Below are 23,146 nucleotides of genomic sequence, written 5' to 3' on the forward strand. Positions count from 1 at the left end.
GGTGCCCGCCGATGGTCCAGGTGCCGTCGGGGTGCTGGACGAGGGTGACCGCCCGCTCGGTGGCCGGGTCGGGTTCGGCGCCGTCGGGGTCGAGCTTGGCCAGGTAGTCCCCGACCGCCTGCTGCAGCTGCCGGTGGGTGCCCGCACCGGCCAGCTGCACCAGTGTCGCCTCCACGGCGCCGACGTCGATGCCTTGGGCGCGGGCGAGGTCGAGGTGGGCGGGGGTGACGATCACGGCGATCACGTCGACCTGGTCGGCGCCGAGCGCTCCCTGCGCGTAGGCGCGGGCGGTCGCGGGCAGCCACTCCAGGGCGCGGCCGTGCCGGACCAGGTCACCGGCCCAGGCGCCGGAGATCCGCGGGACGCCGCGCAGCCAGCCGCGGACGGTGCGCGCGCCGTCGTGCTCGCTCGCGCCGCGCACGTCGCTGCGGCGCACCACCCGGGTCAGCTCGGCGTGCACCCGGTGGGCGGCGACGACGAGCTCGCGGGCCCGGTCCAGCAGCTCGGCGTCGCCGAGCTCGTCGAGGTCGACCGCGGCCAGGGCGTCGAGCGCGGAGGCCAGCTCCCCCACCCTGCTCACCTCCCGACCTCGCATCGAACGTGTGTTCGACACTAGCCGACCGGAGGCGGCCGCACAAGACGAAACCGCAGGTCAGAGGCTAGATCCCGGACGACACCCTGCCGATCGGCAATCCGGCCGGCTACTCGGTGAGCCCTCGTCAGCCTCAGCCGCGCATCAGCCGGGACCGTGCCCGCGACCGGGAACCGCGACGTCCACCCGGCGCCATCCCGCCGAGTCGCCTGGGGGCGGCGCCAAGGGGACCGGCGGCGTCAGAGCGCACTGCCCAGCGGGTCGGCCGCTCCCTGAGCCGGAGGGCCACGGGGCGATGAGGCGCCGGCTCAGCCGACGCGCTCGGGCGCCGCGGCCGAGGAGCGCCGCCACGAGGCGTGCAGCCGCGCGTAGGGGCCGACGGCGTCGACCAGGTCGGCGTGCGTGCCGCGCTGAACCACCCGGCCCGCGTCGACGACGAGCACCTCGTCGGCGCGCTCGGCGGTGGACAGCCGGTGGGCGATCGTCAGCGTGGTGCGGCCCTCGGTGAGCCGGTCCAGCGCCAGGGTGAGCCGCCGCTCGGTGGCCGGGTCGACGGCGCTGGTGGCCTCGTCGAGGACCAGCAGGTCGGGCGCGGCGACGTGGGCGCGGGCGATGGCGACCAGCTGCCGCTCCCCCGCCGACAGCGACTCGCCGCGCTGGCCGACCGCCGTCGCGACGCCGTCGGGCAGGCCGGAGAGCCAGTCGCCGAGGCCGAGCTCCTCGAAGGCAGCCGTCACCTCGGCGTCGGTCAGGCCGGGCCGGCCGTAGCGGACGTTGTCGGCGACGGTGGCGTCGAAGAGGAACCCGTCCTGCGGCACCATGCCCACCCGGCGGCGCAGCGAGGCGAACGCGACCTCGGTCAGCGGCACCCAGCCGCCGGCGTCGGAGCCGAGCAGCACGCGGCCCGCGGTGGGGTCCATGAGCCGGGTGACGAGCTTGGCGAACGTCGTCTTGCCCGAGCCGGTCTCGCCGACGACGGCGTAGCGGCGCCGCGGCGGGAGGACGAGGTCGACGTCGTCCAGCGCGGCGCGGGCGCCCGGGGCGTAGCGGAAGGTGACGTGCTCCAGCGCGACGCCGAGCGGCCCGGCGGGCAGCTCGCGGGCGGCGCCGGTGGCTGCGGGGTCGCGGACGTCGGGCTCGGTGTCGAGGACGTCGAGCACGCGGCGGAACCCGGCGATGGCGTTCTGGCCCTCGTTGAGCACCTCGGTGGCGGTCTGCACGGGGGCGACGAACAGCGTGACGAGGAACAGGAAGGCCACGAGCGTGCCGGCGCTGACCTGCCCGGCGAGGCCGAGCAGCACGCCGACGACGATGACGGCGGCGTTGGCGACGGCGGCCACGAGCTCGCCGCTGACGAACACCGCGGCGGTGACCTTCTGCGCGTCGACCTGCGCCCGGTAGTGCCGGCCGATGGAGCGGTCGAGGCGGGCCGCCGTCCGCTCGCGGATGCCGTAGGCGCGGACCGTGGAGGCGCCGACGACGGACTCCGAGACCGCGGCCAGCACGTCGCCGACCCGCTCGCGGACGATGCCGTAGGCCACCTGCAGGCGGCGGGCGAACCAGCGCACCGCGATCGCCAGCGGCACGAAGCAGACGACGACCAGCAGGGTCAGCTGCCACGAGTAGATCGACATGACGACGGTGGCGACGACCAGCTGGCCAAGGCTCACCACGCCGATGACGCCGCCCCACTGCATGAAGGTCGACAGCTGGTCGACGTCGCTGGTGACACGGGAGACCAGCGAGCCGCGGCGCTCGCCCTGCTGGTGCAGCACCGACAGGTCGTGCACGTGCCGGAAGGCCCGCGCGCGCAGCCCGGCCAGCGCCGTCTCGGTGGTGCGGAAGAGCCGGACGTTCATCCGGTAGACCGCGACGCCGGTGACCAGCACGACGACGGCGCAGACCAGCACCAGCGTGCGGACCAGGCCGAGGTCGGGCCCGCCGGGGGCGAGCAGGCCGCGGTCGATGACCTGCTGGACGGCGATCGGCACGACGACGCGGCCGGCGGTGGCGACCAGCGCCAGCGCGAAGGTGGCGGGCAGGCCGCGACGGAACTCCGGCAGCATCCGCAGCCCGCGCCGCAGCGTGGCGATCGCGCCCTCCCTGCGCTCCGAGGCTCCCGTGGCGACCGCGCTCACGCCGCCACCTCCGCCTGCGCGTAGGCGCGGACCAGGGCGGCGTAGCCGGGCACCGTGGCCAGCAGCTCCTCGTGGCTGCCGCGGGCGGTGACCCGCCCGTTCTCCAGCCACACCACCTCGTCGGCCAGCGCGATCGTGGCCTGCCGGTAGGCGACCACGACCACGGTGGAGGGGCGGTCGGCGGAGCGCAGCGCGTCGAGGATGCGCGCCTCCACGGCAGGGTCGACGGCGCTGGTGGCGTCGTCGAGCACGAGCAGCCGGGGCCGGCGGACGACGGCGCGGGCGAGCGCCAGGCGCTGTCGCTGGCCGCCGGAGAGGGTGGCGCCGCGCTCGCCGACCCGGGTGTCGAGGCCCTCGGGGAGCCGGTCGACGAAGTCGTCGGCGGCGGCCACCCGCAGCGCGGCGCGGACCTCGTCGTCGTCGTACCCGGCGCCGAGGGTGACGTTGCCGCGGACGGTGTCGTCGAACAGGAAGGTGCCCTGCGGCACGAACGCCGCCTGGCCGCTGACCTCGCCCTCGCGCAGCCGCCGGACGTCGACGCCGTCGAGCAGCACCTCGCCGCTCGCCGGGTCGACCAGCCGGACGAGCAGGCCGGCCAGCGTGGACTTGCCGGAGCCTGTGGGCCCGACGACGGCGACCGTGGAGCCGGCGGCCACCTCGAAGGTGACCCCGGAGAGCACCGGCCGGCTCGCGCCGTCGAAGACGTGGTCGACCGCGCGCAGGCCCAGGCGCGCGCCGCCGTCGCCGGGGGCCGCGGCCTCCGGGCCGTGCGGGGTCTCCCCCGTGGCGTCGAGGACGGGGGTGACCCGGTCGAAGCCGGCCAGCGCGCGGGGCAGGTCGGCGAGCACCCAGCCGATCGCGCGGATGGGCAGCGCGAGGAGGGTGAACAGGTAGGCGATGCTCACCAGGTCGCCGGCGTCGGTGGCGCCCGAGGCGACCCGGCCGGCGCCGACCACCAGCACCGCGAGGGTGCCGAGGTTGGGCAGCGCCTCCATGAGCGGGTCGAACAGGCCGCGCACCCGGCCGACGGCGACCAGGCCGTCGCGCAGCTCCTCGGCGCGCTCGGTGAACCGGGCGCTCTCGACGTCCTCACGGCCGAGGGTCTTCACCACGAGGCCCGCGTCGAAGCTCTCGTGGGCGATCTCGCTGACCTCGGCGCGCAGCTGCTGGGCCCGCTGCATGCGCGGGCTCATCACCTGCGAGTAGACGGCGTTGAGCACGAACACGAGCGGGAAGACGACCAGGCCGACCAGCGCCAGCAGCGGGTCGGTGAGCACCAGCGCGACGACGGTGATCGCGATCATCACCAGCGTGCCGCAGGCGAAGGGCAGCGGGGAGACGAAGTACCAGGCCGACTCGACGTCGGAGTTGGCGTTGGACAGCAGCTGCCCGGTGGGGTGGCGCTGGTGCCAGGACAGCGGCAGCCGCAGGTACTGCGCGGTGACGCGGCGGCGGTAGTCGGCCTGCAGCCGGTAGGCCATGATCCCGGCGAACAGCCGCCGGCCGAGGATGCCGAGGATCTTCAGCAGCGCGACGCCCATGAGCACGGCGACGGCGAGGGTGAGCGCGCCGGCGGTGGTGTCGCCGTCGGCGAAGGCCGGGAGCACCACGCGGTCGGTGATGCCGCCGATGACGAACGCCGACAGCACGGTCATGCCGGCGTAGAGGCTGCTGGCGAGGACGGCGAGCGTGAACATCGTCCGCTGCTCGCGGATGGCCAGGCCGACGTGGCGCAGACCCCGCCGGACGACGGCGTCTCTGGCGCGGGGCACGGGTCTCCTCGGGGTCCGACCGCGGAGGTCCGCGGTCGTTAGTCAGGCTAACCGGTACCGCCGACAGGGGCCTGCGGGTTTTCCGGCTCGACGGGATCGGTAACCCCGCGCGGTGACCGATGCTTCCCGCCCCCTCGCCGCCCGGGAGCGCGCCGGGCTCGCCGACCTGCTCGACGAGCTCGGGCCCGACGCCCCGACCTGCTGCTCGGGCTGGACGACGGCCCACCTGGCCGCCCACCTGGTGACCCGCGACCGGCGGCCCGACGCGCTGCCGGGCTACGCGCTGGAGCGCACCCCGGTGGGCGACCGGCTGCACGCGCACGCCACCCGGCTGGAGGAGCGGCTGCGGACGACGACGCCCTACCCGGAGCTGGTGTCCCGCGTGCGGGCGGGCGCGCCGGTGTGGATGCCGGGGTCCTGGGCGACGGCGTCGCTGGTGGACGGGCCGGAGTTCGCCATCCACCACGAGGACGTGCGCCGGGCGCAGCCGGACTGGGAGCCGCGGGCGCTGCCGCTGCGCGACGCCGACCGGCTGTGGGGCGCGGCGCAGCTGTTCGCCCGCTCGATGGCGCCGCGGTACCCCGGCGGGCTGGTGCTGCAGCGCAGCGACGTCCCCGGTCCCGGCAAGCGGATCCGCGCGGGCTCCGACGTCACCACCGTCGAGGGCGAGCCGCTGGAGGTCCTGCTGTGGGCGACCGGCCGGCGCGAGGTCGCCCGGGTCGCGGTCCGCGGGGGCGCCCCCGCGGAGTGAGTCCCGTGCAGGTCCGCGGGGGTGCAGGGGACGCCGTCAGGTGAGCGGGGTGTCCCTCTCGTGCCGGACGGGGACGCCGGCGCCGGCCAGGGCGGCCTTCACGTCGCCGATCCGGAGCGTGCCGAAGTGGAAGACGCTGGCCGCGAGCACCGCGTCCGCGCCGGCCTCCACCGCGGGCGGGAAGTGCTCGACCGCGCCCGCGCCGCCGCTGGCGATCACCGGCACGCTCACCTCGCGGCGGACCGCGCGGATCAGCTCGGTGTCGAACCCGGCGCGGGTGCCGTCGGCGTCCATCGAGTTGAGCAGCACCTCGCCCACGCCGAGCTCCGCGGCCTGCACGACCCACTCGACGGCGTCGCGGCCGGTGCCGCGGCGCCCGCCGTGCGTGGTGATCTCGAAGCCGGAGTCGGTGACCGCGCCGTCGCGCGCCCGGCGGGCGTCGAGGGAGAGCACCAGCACCTGGTTGCCGAAGCGGTCGGCGATCTCGCTGATCAGCTCGGGCCGGGCGACGGCGGCGGTGTTGACCGCGACCTTGTCCGCGCCCGCCCGCAGCAGCCGGTCGACGTCGTCGGGGCTGCGCACGCCGCCGCCGACGGTGAGCGGGATGAAGACGCTCTCGGCGGTGCGCCGGACGACGTCGTAGGTGGTCTCGCGGTCGCCGGAGCTGGCGGTGATGTCGAGGAAGGTCAGCTCGTCGGCGCCCTCGGCGTCGTAGACGCGCGCCATCTCCACCGGGTCGCCGGCGTCGCGCAGGTCGACGAAGTTGACGCCCTTCACCACCCGGCCGGCGTCGACGTCCAGGCAGGGGATCACCCGCACGGCGAGGCTCACGACCCGGCCCCCCGGACCGCGTCGGCCTCGACCTCGACCAGCATGTCGGGGTGCAGGAGGGAGGCCACGCCGATCATCGCGGTGGCCGGCCGGACCGCGCCGAACACCTCGCCGTGCACCCGCCCGACCTCCTCCCAGCGGCCGGTGTCGGTCACGTACATGCGGGTCCGGACGACGTCGGCGGCGGACAGGCCCGCCGACTCGAGCGCGTCGACCAGCACGCCGAACGCGACCCGGGCCTGCGCGGCCATGTCGCCGGGGTGCACGACCTCGCCGTCGACGGTGGCGGTGCAGCCGCTCACCCAGGCGGCGTCCCCGGCGACGACGACCCGGCTGTAGCCGACGACGTCCTCCCAGGGCCCGCCGGAGCCGATCCGCCGCACGCTCACGACGACGCCTCGCGGGTGACGGCGAGGGCCTCGGGCAGCGTGAAGGCGCCGGCGTAGAGCGCCTTGCCGACGATCGCGCCCTCGACGCCGACGGCGGCCAGGCCCGCCAGCGCCCGGATGTCGTCGAGCGAGCTGACGCCACCGGAGGCGACCACCGGCTTCGGGGTGGCGGCGCAGACCTCGCGCAGCAGCTCGAGGTTCGGGCCGCGCAGCGTGCCGTCCTTGGTGATGTCGGTGACCACGTAGCGGGCGCAGCCCTCGGCGTCGAGGCGGGCGAGGGTCTCGTAGAGCTCGCCGCCCTCGCGGGTCCAGCCGCGGGCGGCCAGCCGGGTGCCGCGCACGTCGAGGCCGACGGCGATCCGGTCGCCGTGCTCGGCGATGGCGCGGGCGCACCACTCCGGCGACTCCAGCGCCGCGGTGCCGAGGTTCACCCGGCGGCAGCCGGTGGCCAGGGCCGCGGCCAGCGACTCGTCGTCGCGGATGCCGCCGGAGAGCTCCACGTCGACGTCGAGCTCGCCGACGACGCGGGCCAGCAGCTCGCGGTTGCTGCCGCGGCCGAAGGCGGCGTCGAGGTCGACCAGGTGCACCCACTCGGCGCCGTCGCGCTGCCACTGCAGAGCGGCGTCGAGGGGGTCGCCGTAGGAGGTCTCGCTGCCGGCCTCCCCCTGCACGAGACGGACGGCCTGGCCGTCGGCGACGTCGACGGCGGGGAGCAGCTGCAGGGTCGGCACGGCGACCAGCGTAGGGACCGGGCGAGGGTGACCTGCCTCGCCTCCGGCAGGCTGCGGCGGTGGAGTTCGCCGACGTCGTCCGCAGGCGCCGCATGGTGCGCGACTACGACCCCGACCGGCCGGTGCCTCCGGAGGTCCGCGAGCGGCTGCTCGCGCACGCGATCCGGGCGCCGTCGGCCGGGTTCACCCAGGGCTGGGCGTTCCTGGTGCTCGAGTCACCCGAGGAGCGGGACCTGTTCTGGTCGGTGACCGCCTCCGACGGCGCCCCCGACGCGTGGCTCACCCGGATGCGCCGCGCGCCGCTGCTGGTGGTGCCGCTGTCGTCGAAGGACGCCTACCTCGACCGCTACGCCGAGCCGGACAAGGGCTGGACCGACCGCGACGAGGCGCGCTGGCCGGTGCCCTACTGGGACGTCGACGCCGGGATGGCCGCGCTGATGGTGCTGCTGACCGCCGTCGACGAGGGGCTCGGCGCCTGCCTGTTCGGGATCCCCGCCGAGCGGGTGGACCCCTTCCGCGACGCCTTCGGCGTCCCCGCCACCCACCGCCCGGTGGGCGTCGTGTCGGTCGGGTACCCCGGCGACGGCGACCGGCGCTCGCCGTCGCTCAAGCGGGGCCGGCGGGGCGTCGAGGAGGTCGTGCACCGGGGCCGCTGGGGCGCGGCTGGTTGACTCCCCCGCCGTGACCTCCTCGCGCGCCGTCCTCGTCACCGGTGGCTCCCGCGGCATCGGCCGGTCGATCGCCCGGGCCTTCGCCGGGCGGGGGGACCGGGTCGCCGTCCACTTCGGCAGCTCCCGCGAGCGCGCCGAGGCGGTGCTCGCCGAGCTGCCCGGGGACGGCCACGTCCTGGTGCAGGCCGACATGGCCGACGCCGCCGCGGTGGGCGCGATGGTCGACGAGGCCGCCGGGGCGCTCGGCGGCCTCGACGTGCTGGTCAACAACGCCGGCGTCTTCGTGGCCTCCCCGCCGCTGGAGTCCTCGTTCGAGCACTGGCGGCAGGTGTGGGAGCGGACGCTCGCGGTCAACCTGCTCGGCGCCGCGCACGCCACCTTCCGCGCCGTGCCGCACCTGCGGGCCGCCGGCGGGGGCGCCGTGGTGAACGTGTCCAGCCGCGGCGCCTTCCGCGGCGAGCCGCAGAACCCCGCCTACGGGGCGTCGAAGGCCGGGATGAACGCCTTCGCGCAGTCGATGGCGCTGGCACTGGCGCCGCTGGGCATCTCGGTCACCGCCGTGGCGCCGGGCTTCGTGCAGACCGAGATGGCCCGCGAGGTGCTCGACGGCCCCGGCGGCGACGCCGTGCGGGCGCAGTCGCCGTTCGGCCGGGTGGCCCGCCCCGAGGAGGTGGCCGCGGCGGTGCTGTGGCTCGCCTCGCCGGAGGCCCGCTTCAGCACCGGCACGATCGTCGACGTCAACGGCGCCTCCTACCTGCGCAGCTGAGCCTCACCCGGCGTGCGCCCCGGCCCAGTGCGGGCTGGTGATCAGGCCGAGCAGGTTGCCGAACGGGTCGGCGACGACGGCGGTCGCCCACCCCTCGCCGCGCACGGTGGGCGGCTGCACCACGGTGCCGCCGTGCGCCTCGAACCGGTCGACGGCGGCGGGCAGGTCGTCGACGTGCCAGTGGACGACGACGCCGGCGGGCCGGCCGACCGGCCAGGCGGCGTAGCGGGCGTCCATGACGCCGAGCTCGTCCTCGTCGTCGCCGAGGCGGAACTCGACGTAGGCCGGCGGCCCCTCCACCGGCCGCGCGAAGTAGGGCTGCACGCCGAGCAGGTCGGCGTACCACCGCACGGCGGCGGGCACGTCGTCGGCGGTCAGGGTCACGGTGGCCAGGCCTCGGAGCACGGGGGGGTCCCTCCGTCCGGCGGGCCGCCCGGTGCGTCCCGCTCGCCGACCACACTGCCGCGCAACGTGCTCACCTCCTGAGCACTTTCCACGGCATCCTCACCACCATGCGAGCCGACCGCCTCGTCGCCGCCCTGCTGGTGCTGCAGGCCCGCGGCCGGGTGACCGCCGCGTCGCTGGCCGCCGAGCTCGAGGTGTCGGTGGCCACCGCGCGCCGCGACCTCGAGGCGCTGTCGGCGGCCGGCCTCCCCGTCTACCCGCAGGCCGGCCGCGGCGGCGGGTGGCAGCTGCTCGGCGGCGCCCGCACCGACCTCACCGGGCTCACCGCGCCGGAGGCCCGCGCGCTGTTCCTGCTGCTCGGCCCGGCGTCCGGGTCCGCCCCGGCGGCGCCGGACTCCCGGGCGGCACTGCGCAAGCTGCTGCGGGCGCTGCCCGGCACCTTCCGCGCCGAGGCCGCGGCCGCCGCGGAGGCGGTCGTCGTCGACCCGGCCGGGTGGGGCGAGCGCGCCCGCGACCGGCCGGAGCTCGCGCCGCTGCTCGACGCGGTCGTCGGGCGGCGGGAGGTGGCGTTCGACTACGCCGGCCGCGGCGGTCCCCCGGCCCGGCGGCGCGCGCAGCCGTGGGGCCTCGTGGACAAGGACGGCACCTGGTACCTCGTCGCCGGCACGGCCCAGGGCCGGCGCACCTTCCGCGTCGACCGGATGGGCGCGGTGGCGCCCACCGGCGAGGTCTTCGAGCGACCGGACGGCCTCGACCTGCCGGGGGTGTGGGAGGAGGTGGTCGGCGAGCTGGAGCGCCGCCGCTCGCTCGTGGGCGCCCGCGTGCGCGTGCCCGCCCGGCTCGCGCCCGTGCTGCGGGACCGCTTCGGCCGACACTGCGAGGCGGCGGGCCCGGACGACGACCCGGACGGCGACGGCCGGGCGGTGCTGCGGGTGGCCGCGCACACCGCCCGGTCGGTCGCGGAGCAGCTGGCCGGGTTCGGCGGCGCGGTCGAGGTGCTGGAGCCGGCCGCGGTGCGCGCGGAGCTGGCCGCGATCGGGGCGGAGCTGGTCGAGCGCAACCGCGGGTGAGAGCGGCCTCATCGCCGTCTCACCCCGCCGTCACCGCGGCCCCGGAGCGTGGCGGCGTGGACTCCGCCGTGCTCGCCCCCGCCCCCGTGCCGCCGTCGTGGCCGCCGTCGCTGCAGGTCCTGCTCGGCGAGGAGGCGCCGGAGCTGTGGTCCGCCGTCCTCGGCCCGCTCGGCGGGCGGCTGCGCACCCTCGCGCCGGTCACGGTCACGCTGCGGCCCGACGCCGCGGCCACGGTGCGCTGGAGCGCCGTCGTCGACTGGGCCGACGGGCGCGCGACGCGGGAGTCCCTCGCCGCGACCACCGGCGCGGAGGTCCCCGCGGGGGCGGCCGTGCTGGCCGGCGACGTCGGCGGGGAGACGGTGACCGTGGGCCTGTGGCGCTGGCCGCTGGACCCGGCGCTGCCCGGGCTGGCCTGGGCGGCCTCGGCGGCCGGGGTGGCGCGGCGGCTGGCGGAGCTGGGCGTCGACGCCGGGGCGCCGCGGCTGCGGCTGCGCGCCTACCGGCCGGGCCGGCGGGCCGTGGTGGAGGTGACCTCGCCGGCCGGGCGCTGGTTCCTCAAGGTGGTCCGCCCGTCCGCGGCCGCCGGCCTCGCCGCCCGGCACGCCGCGCTCGTCCCGGCGGTGCCGGTGCCCCCGGTGCTCGCCGCCACCGACGACGGCGTGCTCGTGCTGCCCGCGCTGCCCGGGACGCCGATGCGCGAGGCGCTCGGCGGCGACCCCGCCGTCCTGCCGCCCCCGGCCGCGCTGGAGGAGCTGCTCGACGCTCTGCCCCCGCTCGGCCTGCCGGCGCTCGCCCCGCCCGGGCGCCGCGACCCCACCGACCCGCTGCCCCGGCTGCGCGGGCACGCGGCGGTGCTCGGGATGGTGTGCCCGGGGCTGGCGCCGCGGCTGGAGCGGCTGACCGCCGCGGTGGCGGCCGCGGTGGAGCGCCGGCCGGTGGTGCCGGTGCACGGCGACTTCTACGAGGCCCAGCTGCTGGTCGGCGGCGGCGCGGTCGTGGGGCTGCTCGACGTCGACACCGCCGGGCCGGGCGCGCGGGCCGACGACCGGGCCACGCTGCTCGGCCACCTCCTGCTGCTCGAGCGGCTGGCCGCCGACCCGGCGCCGGTCGCGGCCTACCGGGCGCGGGTGGAGGCGGTGGCCGGCGGCGGGGCGGACCTGGCCGCGCGGGTGGCCGGCGTGCTGGTGGGCCTGGCCACCGGCCCGTTCCGGGTGCAGCAGGCGGCGTGGGCGGAGGCGACCGAGGCCCGGGTGGCGCTGGCCGAGGAGGTCATGAGGACGTCCTCATCCCGATGAGCGGGCGCTCACCGCGGTCTCCCGGGGGCCTCACCGGCGGCGGACACCGTGGGAGGTGTCAGCAGTTCGACCCCCTGAGGAGGACCCCGTGACCGCTCGCCCCGCCACCTGGAAGGTCGTCACCTTCGGCACCGCGCTCGCCGGCCTCGGCATCGCCGGCGCCGGTGCCGCCGCGGCCGACGACGACCGGCCCGCCCCGCAGCCGGCCGCCGTGTCGGTCGCCGCGCACGACGGCGCCGACGACACCCCGGACGCCGCGGCCGCTCCCGCCCCGGCCGCCGACGCCTCGCCCGAGACCGCCGACTCCCCCGCCGAGAGCGCCGTCGACAGCCCCGACGCCGCCCCGGTCGCCCCGGCTGCCGACGCCTCACCCGAGACCGCCGACTCCCCCGCCGAGAGCGCCGTGGACAGCCCGGACGTCGTCCCCGCCCCGCCGGTCGCCGACGTCGACAGCCCGGACGTGCAGACGCCCGACGTCCACACGCCGGACGTCCACACGCCGGACGTCCACACCCCCGACACCGACACCCCCGACACCGACGACTGACCGGACGGGCCGCGCCGGCCCCCGCCGGCGCGGCCCGCGGATGAGGAACCGCTCATCCGCCTCTCCCGGTCCCCTCACCCCCGGTGGGGACCGTGGACCCCGACAGCGAGACGAGACCCTGGAGGACCCCGTGACCCGCCGCCCCGCCACCTGGAAGGTCGTCACCCTCGGCACCGCGCTCACCGGCCTCGGCCTGGCCGGGATCGGTGTCGCCGCCGCCGCGGACGACGGCTCCGCGCAGCCGCCCGCGGCCGCCGCCGTCGACACGGCCGACGACACCCCCGACGCCACTCCCGACGCCGTGTCCGCCGCCCCCGCGGCGGACGCCTCGCCCGAGACCGCCGACTCCCCCGCGGAGAGCGCCGTCGACACCCCGGACACCACCCCCGACGACGCGACCCCGGACGACGCGACCCCGGACGACGCGACCCCGGACGACGCGACGCCCGACGACGTCAACCCCGACGCGGACGACACCCCGCTCGACTGACCTCCGGCACGCCGCGGCCCCGGTCCCCTCGCGGGGGCCGGGGCCGCGGCGCGTCTCAGGCCGCGAGGCGGTAGCCCATCCCGCGCACCGTCTCGATGCGGTCGGCGCCGAGCTTGCGGCGCAGGTACCGCACGTACACGTCGACGACGTTGGAGCCCGGGTCGAAGTCGTAGCCCCAGACGTGGCTGAGCAGCTGCTCCCGGGCGAGGACCTGCCCCGGGTGGCGCAGGAAGGTCTCCGCGAGGGCGAACTCACGCGCCGAGAGGTCGACGGTGCGGTCGCCCACGCTGGCCCGGCGGGTGCGCAGGTCCAGCGACAGGTCGCCGGCGGTGAGCACCGTGACCTCGCCCTGCCGCGCGCCGGCCAGCCGCAGCCGCACCCGCGCCAGCAGCTCCTCGAACCGGAACGGCTTGGCCATGTAGTCGTCGGCGCCGCCCTCGAGCCCGGCGACGGTGTCCTGCACGCTGTCGCGGGCGGTGAGCACGACCACCGGGACCGCGTTGCGCTCGGCCCGCAGCGCGCGCAGCACCGCGAACCCGTCGAGGACGGGCAGGCCGATGTCGAGCACGACGAGGTCGAACTCCCCGCCGCGGGCGTGGTCGAGCGCGGACAGGCCGTCGCCGACCACCGTGGTGGCGAACCCGTTGGCCCGCAGGCCCTTCTCGACGAACGCGGCGATCCGCGGCTCGTCCTCGGCGATCAGCACCCGGCTCACCGGGGACCTCCCTCGGTCGGTACGGGGTCGGGCACCCGGTCGGACAGCGCCGGGGTCGCCAGGTCGTCGTCCACGGTGTCCAGCGGGTCGTCACCCGGGTCGTCGGGCTCGGGCGGGGCGAGGCGCGCGGGGAGCACCAGCGTGAAGGTGGCGCCCTCCCCCGGGCGGCTGTGCAGCTCGACGCGGCCGCCATGCGCGGCGGCGATCGCCCGCACGATCGACAGGCCGAGCCCCGCGCCGTCGCTGCGGCGGGCACCGGCGCTGCCGCGGGCGAACCGCTCGAAGACCCGCTCCTGGTCGGCGGCGGCGATGCCGGGGCCCGCGTCGTCCACCCACACCAGCAGGTCGGCGCCGCTGAGCCGGCTGCCGAGCACCACCCGGTCGCCGGGCTCCGTGTAGCGGACGGCGTTGTCCGCGAGCGCCACCACGGCCTGGGTGAGCCGCTGCGGGTCGAGCAGCAGGTCGGCGCGCGCGACGGCGCCGAGCCGCCAGTCGCGGTCCCCGAGCCGGCGCACCTTGCCGAACACCTCGGCGGTCAGCTCGGCGACGTCGACCGGCTGCGGGCGGACGAACTCCGGCTGCTCGGCGCGGGCGAGCAGCAGCAGCTCGGAGACCATGCGGTTCATCCGCTCGAGCTCGTCGTCGACGAGGGCGACGGTGGCCCGGACGTCGTCGGGGTCGGCGGGGTCGAGGACGTCGAGGTGGCCGCGGACGATGGTGATCGGCGTGCGCAGCTCGTGTCCGGCGTCGTCGAGGAACCGGCGCTGCGCGGCGACCCCGCCCTCGACCCGGTCGAGCATCGCGTTCACGGCGCGGGCGAGGCCGGTGAGCTCGTCGTCGGGGCGGCCCTCGACGGGGATCCGGCCGGACAGGTCGGTCTCGGTGATGCCCTGGGCGGTGGCCGCGACCTCCCGCACCGGGGCGAGCACGCGCCCGGCCACCACCCAGGCGCCGGCGGCGGCGAGCAGCACGGTGACCGCGCCGACGGCGAGCATCAGCTGCGCGGTGTCGTCGGCGGCCTGCCGCTCCTGGTCGGCGAAGTAGGCGACGACGGCGACCCCGCGCGCCGGGTCGCCCTCCAGCGTCACCGGCACGGCCAGGTAGCGGACCTCGCCGGCGCCGCTGGCGTACCGGCCGGACGTGGGCTCGCGGACGTCGCCGGCCAGCCGGGCGAACGCGGCGTCCTCGCTGAGCAGCACCGGCGCCTCGATGCGGCTCTGGAAGCGGTAGGCGCCGTCGACGTAGCCGAGGAACTTCTCGTTCGGCCGGGCGAGGTTGTAGGTGATGACCGTCTGCAGCACGTCGGCGACCGAGGCGAAGGGCTCGCCGGTGTCGGGGTCGATGCCCGAGGCGGTGATGCGGTCGAACTCCTCGACCTCCGCGGCGAGCGCCACGTCCATCCGCTCGTCGGTGGCGCGCACCAGCAGCCGCCAGGTCACCAGCGTCACCAGGGCCAGCGCCAGCAGGACCAGCAGCAGCGCCCAGCCGATGATGCGCACGCGGGCGGCGCGGGGCGTCAGCCGCCGCCGGGCAGCAGCGCGCCACCCGGTCGCCGGGGTCGGCTCCTCGCTCATCGGTCAGTCGTTCCCGTCGTCGTTCCCGTCGTCGTTCCCGTCGTCGCCGCCGTCGTCGTCAACGTCGTCGTCCCCCTCGTCGTCCCCGTCGTCCCCCGGGCCGTCGTCGTCGGGCAGCGGCGGCGGCGGGACGACGTCGGTGGCCGGCGGCGCGGGCTGCGGGGCGGGGGCGGGCTGCGGGGCGGGCGTCGGCACGGGCTCCGGCGACGGCTCCGCCGAGGGGCCGGGGTCCGGGAACGGCGACGGGCCGGACGGCTCCCGGGCCGGCACGTCGATGCGGGCGGGCACCGCCGGCGTGCCCCCGCCGGCCGGGCCGAGCAGCGCCCACGCGGTGCCGCCGGCCAGCAGGACGACGGCGAGGCCGGCCAGGACGGCGAGCAGGAGGCGGGAGCGCACGGCGCCGAGCCTCGCCCGCCGCGGTGGCCGGCCGGTGAGACGGTGGTGAGAGCACTCTCATCCGCCGGGGCCGCCGACATCTCCTGGTCAGCCGAGGTCGGTGGTGGCCCCCACGACGACGAGGTCGGCGGTGTGCGACCCGGCGGTGTCCACCGTCGGCGGCCGCGGCTCGAAGCCGGGCAGCCCGTCGAGACCGGTGCTGCCGTCGACGACCCGCAGCCGCAGCGGCCCGCCGCCCGCCACGGTCACCGTCGCCTCCAGGCCCTGCTCCGGCGGGGCGTGGAAGGTCAGCCACAGCCGGTCCTCCCCCACCGTGCCGGCCGGCACGTCGCGGGCCTCCGCGCGCGCCGCCACGACCCGGCCGCCGCCGGTGTCCAGGTCGAGCACGACGAAGCCGACCGCCCGCTGCGGCGTCACCCGCACCGTCACCGTCCGCTCGTCGCCGGCCCTCCGGTCCTCGAGCACCTCGACCGTCGACGGGGTCAGCCCGGCGTCCTCGGCGGGCCCCGCCGCGACCGGGACGCCGCGCACGTACGGGTAGTCGTGCGGCAGCGTGCGCGGGGTGCCGACGTGGCGCGCCGCCTCCTCGCCCGGCTGCGCCTCCGTGCTGAACCACCACGCCTCGCCGGTGTCGGCCTCCAGCGCGTACGCCAGCCGGCTCGGCACCGGGTGCTGCTGGTCGAAGCGGTCCACCGCCAGCCCCGCCGCCGTCAGCAGCAGCGCCAGGCCGGCGGCGGCCGCGGGCACGGCCAGGGTCCGCCACCCCGCCGGGCCGGCGGGGAACAGCCCCTCCAGCACCGGCAGCAGGGCGAGCAGCAGCAGCGACACGACCGCGGCGGGCGCGGCCGCACCGGCCAGCCCGAGGGCCGGGAAGAACAGCGCGACGGTGGGGGCGAGCACGACGACGGCGACCGCGCCGGCGACCGCGCCGCCGAGCAGCGACACCCGCGCCGGCAGCAGCCCCGCGAGGACCCCGGCCAGCGCCGGGAGCGCCGCCAGGTACGACCCGCCGGGCGCCAGCGCGGCGAGGACGGCCGCGAGGACGGCGAGCACCGCGAGCGACCCGGTGCGCAGTGCCGCCGCCCCGAGCCGGCGGCGCAGCAGCGCGTACCAGGCCAGCACGACGACGGCGACCAGCGCGACCGCCGCCAACCGGAACCAGCCGGGCCGCCAGGGGTCGGTCATCACCGCGTAGCCGGGCCGCACCAGCGCCAGCAGCCGCCAGAGCCCGCCGACCGCCAGCGGCGCCAGGACGAGCGGCACCAGCGCGGCGGCCGTACCGAGCAGCGTCCGGGGCAGCGACGACCCGCGGCGCCGGTCGACGGCCGCCAGCACGACGACGCCGAGCAGCGCCGCCCCGGCCAGCGGCTCCACGAGCGACCCGGGGTAGCGCGCCAGCCCCGTCGGCAGCGGGAAGTAGGTGGCGTCGTCGGCGGCCGGCCGGGCCAGGGCCGCGAGGTCCGCGCCGCCCAGCTCGCGGGCCAGCGCGAGGGTGTTGTCGCCGAGCGCCTGCAGCGTCCGCCGGTCCAGCCGCGCGGGCGTGTCCTGCGGGGTGTGGTACGCCGCGCTGCCGTCGATGAAGGCGGTGTTGACGCCGGTGAAGTCGCCGTCGGCGAGCAGCACGCTGAGGTCGGTGTCGTTGGGCAGCGTCCGGTACACCTCGACCGCGAAGCTGCTGGCCACCGGGTGCGGCACGGCGGCGGCGTAGCGCTCGGCCAGCGCGGCGTTGCCCCGCGAGGTCTCGAACGCGATCGGCGGGCCCGACGTGCCGCGCGCCTCGAGGTTGAGCACCACCCCGCCCTGCGCGGCCAGCGGGTGGCTCGCGGCGAACGCCTCGGCGCCGCACAGGCAGGCCTCCTCGGCGTCGGTGAGGACCACCACGACGTCGTTGCGCAGCGACTCGCCCGCCGTCAGCGCCCGCACCGTCTCCAGCAGCGTGGCCACGCCCGCGGCGTCGTCGGCGGCCCCGGGGCCGGTCTCCACCGAGTCGGTGTGCGCCACCAGGAACAGCCGGCCGGTGCTCGCCGTGCCCGGCAGGACGGCGACGACGTTGCGCAGCCGGGCCATCTCGGTCTCGCCGGGCCCGGCCTGCCCGGTGCCGACGGCGTTCTGCACCCGGGTGTCGAGCCCGAGTGCGGTCAGTTGCGCGACCAGCCCGTCGACGACGCGGGCGTGCGCGTCGCTGCCGGTCAGGTGCACCTCGCCGGCGATCTCCTCGACGGTGACGCCGGCGCGCGCGGCGCTGAAGGCGGTCGCCGGCGCGTCGGCCGGCGCGGGGTCCGGCGGCTGCAGCGCGAGCACGCTCCACGCCGCAAGACCCGCCAGCAGCAGGGGGACGGCGAGCGACCCGAGGAGCCGGCCGCGGCGCTCCGGGACCGGGGCGGACGGGCGCGACGCGGGCAACGTGCCTCCTGTGCCGGGTGCGGGACCGGGCAACCCTAGGGGCGACGGGGGGAGACTCCGGGGATGCCCGCCGCAGCGTGGACCCGCCGAGCCGGGCGCCGCACCAACCTGGGCCTGCTGGTCCTGCTCGCGCTCGCCGGCGTCACCGGGCTGCTCGCCTTCGGCGTGGGCACGCCGCTGCCCTCCCGCGTGGTCGCCGTCGCACACGGCGCCGCGGGCCTGGGCCTGCTGCTGCTCGTGCCGTGGAAGTCCGTGGTCGTGCGCCGGTCCCGGGGCCGCACCCGCGGGCGGCGCGACCCGGCGGTCGCCTGGGCGCTGGCCGGGCTCACCGCGCTCACCGTGGCCACCGGGGTGCTGCACGGCGTCGCCGGCACCACCGTCGGCGGCGTCGGGGTGCTGCAGGTGCACGTCGCCGCGGGGGTGGCGACCGGGCTCGTGGTGGTGCTGCACGCGGTCGGCAGCCGGCAGCGGCCGCGGCGCACCGACGCCTCCCGGCGGGCGCTGCTGCAGACCGGCGGCCTCGCGGCCGGGTCGCTCGCGCTGTGGGCGGGGCTGGAGGGCGTCCTGCGGCTGACCGGCGCGCCGGGCGCCCGGCGGCGGGCCACCGGCTCGCACGAGCGCGGCAGCGGCGACCCGGCCGCCATGCCGGTGACCCAGTGGTTCACCGACGCCGTGCCCGACGAGCCCGGGCGCACGCTCGACCTGGTCGCCGGTGGGCGCACCACCGCGCTGCGGGTCGCCGCCCTCGACCGCGGCGACACCGTCACCGCCGTCCTCGACTGCACCGGCGGCTGGTACGCCGAGCAGGAGTGGCGCGGCGTGCGGCTGGACCGGCTGCTGGCCGGCACCGGCCTGCCGCCGGGCGGCAGCGTCGACGTCGTCAGCGTCACCGGGTACCGCCGGCGGCTGCCGCTGGCCGACGCCGGGTCGCTCCTGCTGGCCACGCACTGCGCCGGGGAGCGGCTGTCGGCGGGCCACGGGGCGCCGGTGCGGCTGGTGGCGCCGGGCCGGCGCGGCTACTGGTGGGTCAAGTGGGTGGCGCGGGTGGAGGTGGTCGACGCGCCGTGGTGGCTGCAGCCCCCGGTGCCCCTCCAGTAGGCCGCCGCCGGTCGGGCGTCAGAGCGTGGCGAGCCAGTTGGTGAGCAGCTGCGCACCGGCGTCGCCGCTCTTCTCCGGGTGGAACTGGGTGGCCGACAGCGCGCCGTTCTCCACCCCGGCCACGAACCGGTCGCCGTGCTCGGCCCAGGTCACCTTCGGCGGCGCCAGCGGGCCGGGGCGGCCGTCCTGGCCGAGAGGGAACTCCCGCACGCCGTAGGAGTGCACGAAGTAGAAGCGCTCGTCGGCGATCCCGTCGAACAGCACGGTGTCCTCGGGGGCGGAGACGGTGTTCCAGCCCATGTGCGGCAGCACCGGCGCCTCCAACGCCTCCACGGTGCCGGGCCACTCGCCGCAGCCCTCGGCGTCGTGGCCGTGCTCGACGCCGTGCTCGAAGAGCACCTGCATGCCCACGCAGATGCCGAGCACCGGGCGCCCGCCGGCCAGCCGGCGGCCGATGGTGCGCGGCCCGTCGACGGCGCGCAGCTCCTGCATGCAGTGCGCGAACGCCCCGACGCCGGGCACGACGAGGCCGTCGGCGTCGAGCGCGGCCTGCCGGTCGGCGGTGACGGTGACGTCGGCGCCGACGCGGGTCAGCGCCCGCTCCGCCGACCGCAGGTTGCCCGAGCCGTAGTCGAGGACGACCACCTTCTTCACGTCAGCCACGGTACGTGGAAGGCGCCGGGCGCCCGCCGGGATTCCCGGGCGTCCAGGGCAGCACGGTGAGCTCCGGCCACACCGACCGCCAGCGGGCGGCCTTGGCCTCGTAGACCTCCCGCGGCGCGGGGCTGGCCGGGTTGGGGCGGACGACGAGGCCGAGCAGGTCGCCGAGGCCGAACGGCGCGTACAGCCGCGGCCGGCCGTCCTCGACCGTCACGGCGACCGCGCAGCACGGCGCGGCGAAGACGTCGACGGCGTCGGTGCACGAGCGGAACGGCGCGGGCGGCGCGGCGCCGAAGCGGCCGGCGTACCAGAGGTGTACCCGCGCCTGGTTGCGGATCTCGACCGGCACGGCCACGTCGGCGAACAGCTCCGCCCCGCGGCGGATGACCGCGTCCTCGGCGTCCCAGGACGGGTCGTCGTCCCAGTAGGAGAGGTCGGCGTCGCGGATGCCGGTGCCCGGCGGGCGGCCGGTGAGCCCGTTCCACGCCGTCTGGAACAGCAGCCCCGCGGTCAGCCACCACTCCCCCGCGCCGAGCGCGGGCGCCCGCTCGAGCACCGCGGCCACCGTCGGGTCGCCGAGCACGAGGCCGAGGAACCGGTCGGCGTCGCTCAGACGAGCCTCAGGATCCCCGAGGCGGTGGCCAGCAGGGCGGCCACCAGCAGGACGAGCGCGAAGAACACCTGCGGGCCGGTGCGGCCCCGGGTGTCGTGGTCGGCCCGCCAGATGCTCCACGCCCCGCCGAGGAGGAACCCGCCGAGGACGACGAGGACGACGCCGAAGTTCACCTAGAGCGCGCCCTTGGTGGAGGGCACGCCGGTGATCCGCGGGTCGAGCGCGACGGCGGTGCGCAGTGCCCGGGCCAGGGCCTTGAACTGGCCCTCGACGATGTGGTGGGCGTCGCGGCCGGCGTAGAGCACGCGCACGTGCAGGGTGATCCGCGCGTTGAAGGCGAAGGACTCCAGCACGTGCTTGGTGAGCGACGTCGGGTAGTCCGGGCCGATCATCGGCGTCATGGTCTCGGGCTCGGCGTGCACGAAGTACGGCCGGCCGGAGAGGTCGACCGCGGCCTGCACGAGCACCTCGTCCATCGGGATCGTGGCGTCGCCGTAGCGGGTGATGCCCTTCTTGTCGCCCAGCGCCTCGGCGAACGCCTGGCCGAGGGCGATGGCGACGTCCTCCACCGTGTGGTGGGCGTCGATGTGCAGGTCGCCGTCGGCCTGCACGGTGAGGTCGATGCCGCTGTGCTTGGACAGCGCCGTCAGCATGTGGTCGTAGAAGCCGACGCCGGTGCTGATCGAGCTCTTCCCGGTGCCGTCGAGGTCGAGCTCGACGACCAGCTTGGTCTCGCTGGTGGCGCGCTCCACGCGGGCGGTACGACTCATGGCTGTCAGTCTCCCAGGCGGTGCTCGGGGGCCACCTCACCCAGGGCGGTGAGGAAGGCGTCGGTCTCGGCGGGCGTGCCGGCGGTGACCCGCAGCCAGCCGGGGATGCCGACGTCGCGGACGAGGACGTCGTGCGCCAGCAGCGCCTTCCAGGCGGCGGACGCGTCGGCGAACCGGCCGAAGAGGACGAAGTTGGCGTCGCTGGGCACGCTGGTCAGGCCGAGGGAGGGCAGCGCGGCGACGATCCGGTCGCGCTGCTCCTTGACCGCGTCGACGGTGGCCAGCAGCGCGTCGGTGTGGGCCAGCGCGGCGCGCGCGGCGGCCTGGGTCAGCGAGGACAGGTGGTAGGGCAGCCGGACCAGCTGCACCGCGTCGACGACGGCCGGGTCGGCGGCGAGGTAGCCCAGCCGCAGGCCGGCCATCCCGAAGGCCTTGCTCATCGTGCGGCTGACCACCAGCCGCGGGCGGCCGGGCAGCAGGCCCAGCGCCGAGGGCGTGCCGGTGCGGGCGAACTCCGCGTAGGCCTCGTCGACGACGACCACGCCCTCGGTGGCGTCGTACAGCCGCTCGATCGTCTCCAGCGCGACCGCCGTGCCCGTGGGGTTGTTGGGGCTGGTCACGAAGACGACGTCGGGGCGCACCTCGCGCACCTGCGCGACGGCGGCCTCGGCGTCGATGGTGAAGTCCGCGCGGCGGTGCCCGTCGACCCACCCCGTGCCGGTGCCGGCGGAGATGATCGGGTGCATCGAGTAGGACGGCGTGAAGCCCAGCGCGGTGCGCCCGGCGCCGCCGAAGGCCTGCAGCAGCTGCTGCAGCACCTCGTTGGAGCCGTTGGCCGCCCACACCTGCGCCAGCTCGACGCGGTCCCCGCCGCGGGAGAGGTAGGCCGCGAGGTCGGTGCGCAGCGCGACGGCGTCGCGGTCGGGGTAGCGGTTGAGCTCCAGCGCGGCGTGCCCGAGCGCCTCCCCGAGGCTCGCGAGCAGCTCCGCGGGCAGCGGGTGCGGGTTCTCGTTGGTGTTGAGCCGGTGCGTGACCTGCAGCTGCGGGGCGCCGTAGGGCGTGCGGCCGCGCAGCTCCGGCCGCAGCGGCAGCTCGTCGACCGACGTCCGCGGAGCGGCCGTCACGGCGTCTGCCGCACCCGGACGGCGGCCGCGTGCGCGGGCAGGTCCTCGGCGTGGGCGAGCGCGTCGACGTGGCCGGCCACCTCGGCGAGGGCCTGCTCGTCGTACTCGACGAGGTGGATGCCGCGCAGGAACGACTGCACCGACAGGCCGCTGGAGTGCCGGGCGCAGCCGCCGGTGGGCAGCACGTGGTTGGACCCGGCGATGTAGTCGCCGAGCGACACCGGCGACCAGGCGCCGACGAACACCGCGCCGGCGTTGCGCACCCGCAGTGCCACCGCGCGGGCGTCCCGGGTCTGGATCTCCAGGTGCTCGGCGGCGTAGGCGTCGACCACCGCGAGGCCGGCGTCGACGTCGTCGACCAGCACGATCCCCGACTGGCTGCCGTCGAGGGCGGTGAGGATGCGCTCGGAGTGCTTGGTGGCCGCCACCTGGGCGGGCACCAGGTCGAGGACGGCGTCGGCCAGCTGCTCGCTGGTGGTGACCAGGACCGCGCCGGCCAGCGGGTCGTGCTCGGCCTGGCTGATGAGGTCGGCGGCGACGTGCACCGGGTCGGCGGTGTCGTCGGCGAGGATCGCGACCTCGGTGGGGCCGGCCTCGGAGTCGATGCCGATGAGCCCGCGCAGCAGCCGCTTGGCGGCGGTCACGTAGACGTTGCCGGGGCCGGTGACCATGTCGACGGGCTCGCAGGAGCCCGCGCCGTAGCCGAACACGGCGATGGCCTGGGCGCCGCCGACGGCGTGCACCTCGGTGACGCCGAGCAGCGCGCACGCGGCCAGCACGCCGGGGTCGGGCAGGCCGCCGTGGTCGCGCTGCGGCGGGGAGGCGACGGCGATCGACTCGACGCCGGCGATCTGCGCCGGGACGACGTTCATGACCACGCTGGACAGCAGCGGGGCGAGCCCGCCGGGCACGTAGAGGCCGACGCGGCGCACCGGCACCCAGCGCTCGGTGACCGTGCCGCCGCGCACGACCTGGGTGGTGACGTCGGTGCGGGCCTGGTCGGCGTGCACCTTCCGCACCCGGGCGATGGACTCCTCCAGCGCGGCGCGGACCTCCGGGGCCAGGCCGTCGAGCGCCGCCTGGATCGCCGCCGGCGGGACGGTGAAGTCCTCGGCGTCGACGCCGTCGAGGCGGGCGGTGATCTCCCGGACCGCCTGGGCGCCGCGGAGGCGCACGTCCTCGCACAGCGGCCGGACGGTGGCCAGGACCGAGTCGATGTCGGTGGCCGCGCGCGGCAGCAGGCCGGCCAGGTCGCGGACCCCCGGCAGCGCGGATCCGCGCAGGTCGATGCGGGCGAGCACGGGCGGGCCTCCGGGGGCGCGACGGGGAGCGGACGACCTCCCAG

General features: G+C 77.3%; 25 protein-coding genes. 8 read left to right on the plus strand and 17 right to left on the minus strand.

Annotation, left to right across the window (positions count from 1 at the left end; genetic code table 11):
- The 3 genes from ACI78R_RS20610 to ACI78R_RS20620 form a co-directional block, all read right to left on the minus strand.
- A partial coding sequence (locus ACI78R_RS20610) for a DUF222 domain-containing protein (RefSeq protein ID WP_457042096.1) occupies positions 1-580 on the minus strand: 580 nt, incomplete at its 3' end.
- A 320-nt stretch (positions 581-900) separates the two neighbouring features.
- Positions 901-2,730, minus strand: coding sequence for an ABC transporter ATP-binding protein (locus tag ACI78R_RS20615; protein ID WP_457042097.1), 1,830 nt, complete (start codon positions 2,728-2,730; stop codon positions 901-903).
- Entirely contained in the window at positions 2,727-4,502 is a 1,776-nt protein-coding gene (locus tag ACI78R_RS20620; RefSeq protein WP_457042098.1) for an ABC transporter ATP-binding protein, read from the minus strand. The genes ACI78R_RS20615 and ACI78R_RS20620 overlap by 4 nt, the downstream gene beginning before the upstream one ends.
- A 112-nt stretch (positions 4,503-4,614) precedes the next feature.
- Between ACI78R_RS20620 and ACI78R_RS20625 the strand changes: the two genes are divergently transcribed.
- Positions 4,615-5,253, plus strand: coding sequence for a TIGR03085 family metal-binding protein (locus ACI78R_RS20625; RefSeq protein WP_073422451.1), 639 nt, complete (start codon positions 4,615-4,617; stop codon positions 5,251-5,253).
- A 36-nt stretch (positions 5,254-5,289) separates the two neighbouring features.
- Here ACI78R_RS20625 and hisF read toward each other — a convergent pair whose 3' ends face one another.
- From hisF to priA, 3 genes are read right to left on the minus strand one after another with little or no spacing between them, the layout of a single operon-like run.
- Complete coding sequence (hisF, locus tag ACI78R_RS20630; RefSeq protein WP_073422450.1) at positions 5,290-6,084, minus strand: imidazole glycerol phosphate synthase subunit HisF; 795 nt, start codon at positions 6,082-6,084, stop codon at positions 5,290-5,292.
- Positions 6,081-6,473 (minus strand): RidA family protein, encoded by a 393-nt coding sequence (locus ACI78R_RS20635; RefSeq protein ID WP_457042099.1) that lies wholly within the window; start codon positions 6,471-6,473, stop codon positions 6,081-6,083. Before ACI78R_RS20635 ends, hisF begins: the two co-directional genes overlap by 4 nt.
- On the minus strand, positions 6,470-7,204 hold the full coding sequence (gene priA, locus ACI78R_RS20640; protein ID WP_073422448.1) for a bifunctional 1-(5-phosphoribosyl)-5-((5-phosphoribosylamino)methylideneamino)imidazole-4-carboxamide isomerase/phosphoribosylanthranilate isomerase PriA: 735 nt from the start codon (positions 7,202-7,204) through the stop codon (positions 6,470-6,472). The genes ACI78R_RS20635 and priA overlap by 4 nt, the downstream gene beginning before the upstream one ends.
- Before the next feature lie 59 nt (positions 7,205-7,263).
- On the opposite strand from priA, the gene ACI78R_RS20645 reads away from it, so the two are divergent.
- Positions 7,264-7,875 (plus strand): nitroreductase family protein, encoded by a 612-nt coding sequence (locus ACI78R_RS20645; RefSeq protein ID WP_336029639.1) that lies wholly within the window; start codon positions 7,264-7,266, stop codon positions 7,873-7,875.
- 10 nt (positions 7,876-7,885) lie between these two features.
- Positions 7,886-8,641, plus strand: a complete 756-nt coding sequence (locus ACI78R_RS20650) for an SDR family NAD(P)-dependent oxidoreductase (protein WP_073422446.1) — start codon at positions 7,886-7,888, stop codon at positions 8,639-8,641.
- A gap of 3 nt (positions 8,642-8,644) precedes the next feature.
- Here the strand turns inward: ACI78R_RS20650 and ACI78R_RS20655 are convergent, their stop codons facing one another.
- Positions 8,645-9,046 (minus strand): VOC family protein, encoded by a 402-nt coding sequence (locus tag ACI78R_RS20655; protein WP_073422445.1) that lies wholly within the window; start codon positions 9,044-9,046, stop codon positions 8,645-8,647.
- 107 nt (positions 9,047-9,153) lie between these two features.
- On the opposite strand from ACI78R_RS20655, the gene ACI78R_RS20660 reads away from it, so the two are divergent.
- The 4 genes from ACI78R_RS20660 to ACI78R_RS20675 all read left to right on the plus strand — a co-directional run bounded on the left by ACI78R_RS20660 (position 9,154) and on the right by ACI78R_RS20675 (position 12,448).
- Complete coding sequence (locus ACI78R_RS20660) at positions 9,154-10,116, plus strand: helix-turn-helix transcriptional regulator (RefSeq protein ID WP_457042100.1); 963 nt, start codon at positions 9,154-9,156, stop codon at positions 10,114-10,116.
- Between the two features lie 56 nt (positions 10,117-10,172).
- Positions 10,173-11,411 (plus strand): hypothetical protein, encoded by a 1,239-nt coding sequence (locus tag ACI78R_RS20665; RefSeq protein WP_457042101.1) that lies wholly within the window; start codon positions 10,173-10,175, stop codon positions 11,409-11,411.
- An 88-nt stretch (positions 11,412-11,499) separates the two neighbouring features.
- Positions 11,500-11,958, plus strand: coding sequence for a hypothetical protein (locus ACI78R_RS20670; RefSeq protein ID WP_457042102.1), 459 nt, complete (start codon positions 11,500-11,502; stop codon positions 11,956-11,958).
- A 130-nt stretch (positions 11,959-12,088) separates the two neighbouring features.
- Complete coding sequence (locus ACI78R_RS20675) at positions 12,089-12,448, plus strand: hypothetical protein (RefSeq protein WP_457042103.1); 360 nt, start codon at positions 12,089-12,091, stop codon at positions 12,446-12,448.
- 55 nt (positions 12,449-12,503) lie between these two features.
- On the opposite strand, the gene ACI78R_RS20680 is transcribed toward ACI78R_RS20675, so the two are convergent.
- From ACI78R_RS20680 to ACI78R_RS20695, 4 genes are all read right to left on the minus strand, one after another.
- Positions 12,504-13,163 carry a response regulator transcription factor gene (locus tag ACI78R_RS20680; RefSeq protein ID WP_454555682.1) on the minus strand — a complete coding sequence of 220 codons (660 nt, stop codon included), beginning with the start codon at positions 13,161-13,163 and terminating at the stop codon, positions 12,504-12,506.
- Positions 13,160-14,737, minus strand: a complete 1,578-nt coding sequence (locus ACI78R_RS20685; protein ID WP_457042104.1) for a sensor histidine kinase — start codon at positions 14,735-14,737, stop codon at positions 13,160-13,162. Before ACI78R_RS20685 ends, ACI78R_RS20680 begins: the two co-directional genes overlap by 4 nt.
- Positions 14,738-14,740: 3 nt before the next feature.
- Positions 14,741-15,133, minus strand: a complete 393-nt coding sequence (locus ACI78R_RS20690) for a hypothetical protein (protein ID WP_457042105.1) — start codon at positions 15,131-15,133, stop codon at positions 14,741-14,743.
- 87 nt (positions 15,134-15,220) lie between these two features.
- Entirely contained in the window at positions 15,221-17,536 is a 2,316-nt protein-coding gene (locus ACI78R_RS20695; RefSeq protein ID WP_457042106.1) for a M20/M25/M40 family metallo-hydrolase, read from the minus strand.
- A 63-nt stretch (positions 17,537-17,599) separates the two neighbouring features.
- On the opposite strand from ACI78R_RS20695, the gene ACI78R_RS20700 reads away from it, so the two are divergent.
- Positions 17,600-18,634, plus strand: a complete 1,035-nt coding sequence (locus ACI78R_RS20700; RefSeq protein WP_457042107.1) for a molybdopterin-dependent oxidoreductase — start codon at positions 17,600-17,602, stop codon at positions 18,632-18,634.
- 18 nt (positions 18,635-18,652) lie between these two features.
- On the opposite strand, the gene hisH is transcribed toward ACI78R_RS20700, so the two are convergent.
- Genes hisH through hisD form a run of 6 tightly spaced genes read right to left on the minus strand, consistent with a single transcriptional unit; the run spans position 18,653 to position 23,102 of the window.
- Positions 18,653-19,288, minus strand: coding sequence for an imidazole glycerol phosphate synthase subunit HisH (gene hisH, locus ACI78R_RS20705; RefSeq protein WP_073422436.1), 636 nt, complete (start codon positions 19,286-19,288; stop codon positions 18,653-18,655).
- A gap of 1 nt (position 19,289) precedes the next feature.
- Positions 19,290-19,877 (minus strand): nucleotidyltransferase family protein, encoded by a 588-nt coding sequence (locus ACI78R_RS20710; protein WP_457042108.1) that lies wholly within the window; start codon positions 19,875-19,877, stop codon positions 19,290-19,292.
- A 26-nt stretch (positions 19,878-19,903) separates the two neighbouring features.
- Positions 19,904-20,080: a hypothetical protein gene (locus tag ACI78R_RS20715; protein ID WP_175562954.1), complete on the minus strand. Its 177-nt coding sequence runs from the start codon at positions 20,078-20,080 to the stop codon at positions 19,904-19,906.
- The gene (gene hisB / locus ACI78R_RS20720; RefSeq protein ID WP_457042109.1) at positions 20,081-20,677 is read right to left on the minus strand and encodes an imidazoleglycerol-phosphate dehydratase HisB; all 597 of its coding nucleotides are present in this window, start codon (positions 20,675-20,677) and stop codon (positions 20,081-20,083) included.
- A gap of 5 nt (positions 20,678-20,682) precedes the next feature.
- Positions 20,683-21,801, minus strand: a complete 1,119-nt coding sequence (locus tag ACI78R_RS20725) for a histidinol-phosphate transaminase (RefSeq protein WP_457042110.1) — start codon at positions 21,799-21,801, stop codon at positions 20,683-20,685.
- Positions 21,798-23,102, minus strand: coding sequence for a histidinol dehydrogenase (gene hisD / locus ACI78R_RS20730; RefSeq protein ID WP_457042111.1), 1,305 nt, complete (start codon positions 23,100-23,102; stop codon positions 21,798-21,800). The genes ACI78R_RS20725 and hisD overlap by 4 nt, the downstream gene beginning before the upstream one ends.
- Between the last annotated feature and the right edge of the window lie 44 nt (positions 23,103-23,146).

This window comes from Geodermatophilus sp. SYSU D01106, assembly GCF_054049995.1.

Excerpts from the sequence above, each read along its gene's own strand:
- ACI78R_RS20660 (WP_457042100.1), top strand. The coding sequence starts at position 9,154 with ATGCGAGCCGACCGCCTCGTCGCCGCCCTGCTGGTGCTGCAGGCCCGC.
- ACI78R_RS20685 (WP_457042104.1), bottom strand. The coding sequence starts at position 14,737 with ATGAGCGAGGAGCCGACCCCGGCGACCGGGTGGCGCGCTGCTGCCCGG.
- ACI78R_RS20700 (WP_457042107.1), top strand. The coding sequence starts at position 17,600 with ATGCCCGCCGCAGCGTGGACCCGCCGAGCCGGGCGCCGCACCAACCTG.
- hisB (WP_457042109.1), bottom strand. The coding sequence starts at position 20,677 with ATGAGTCGTACCGCCCGCGTGGAGCGCGCCACCAGCGAGACCAAGCTG.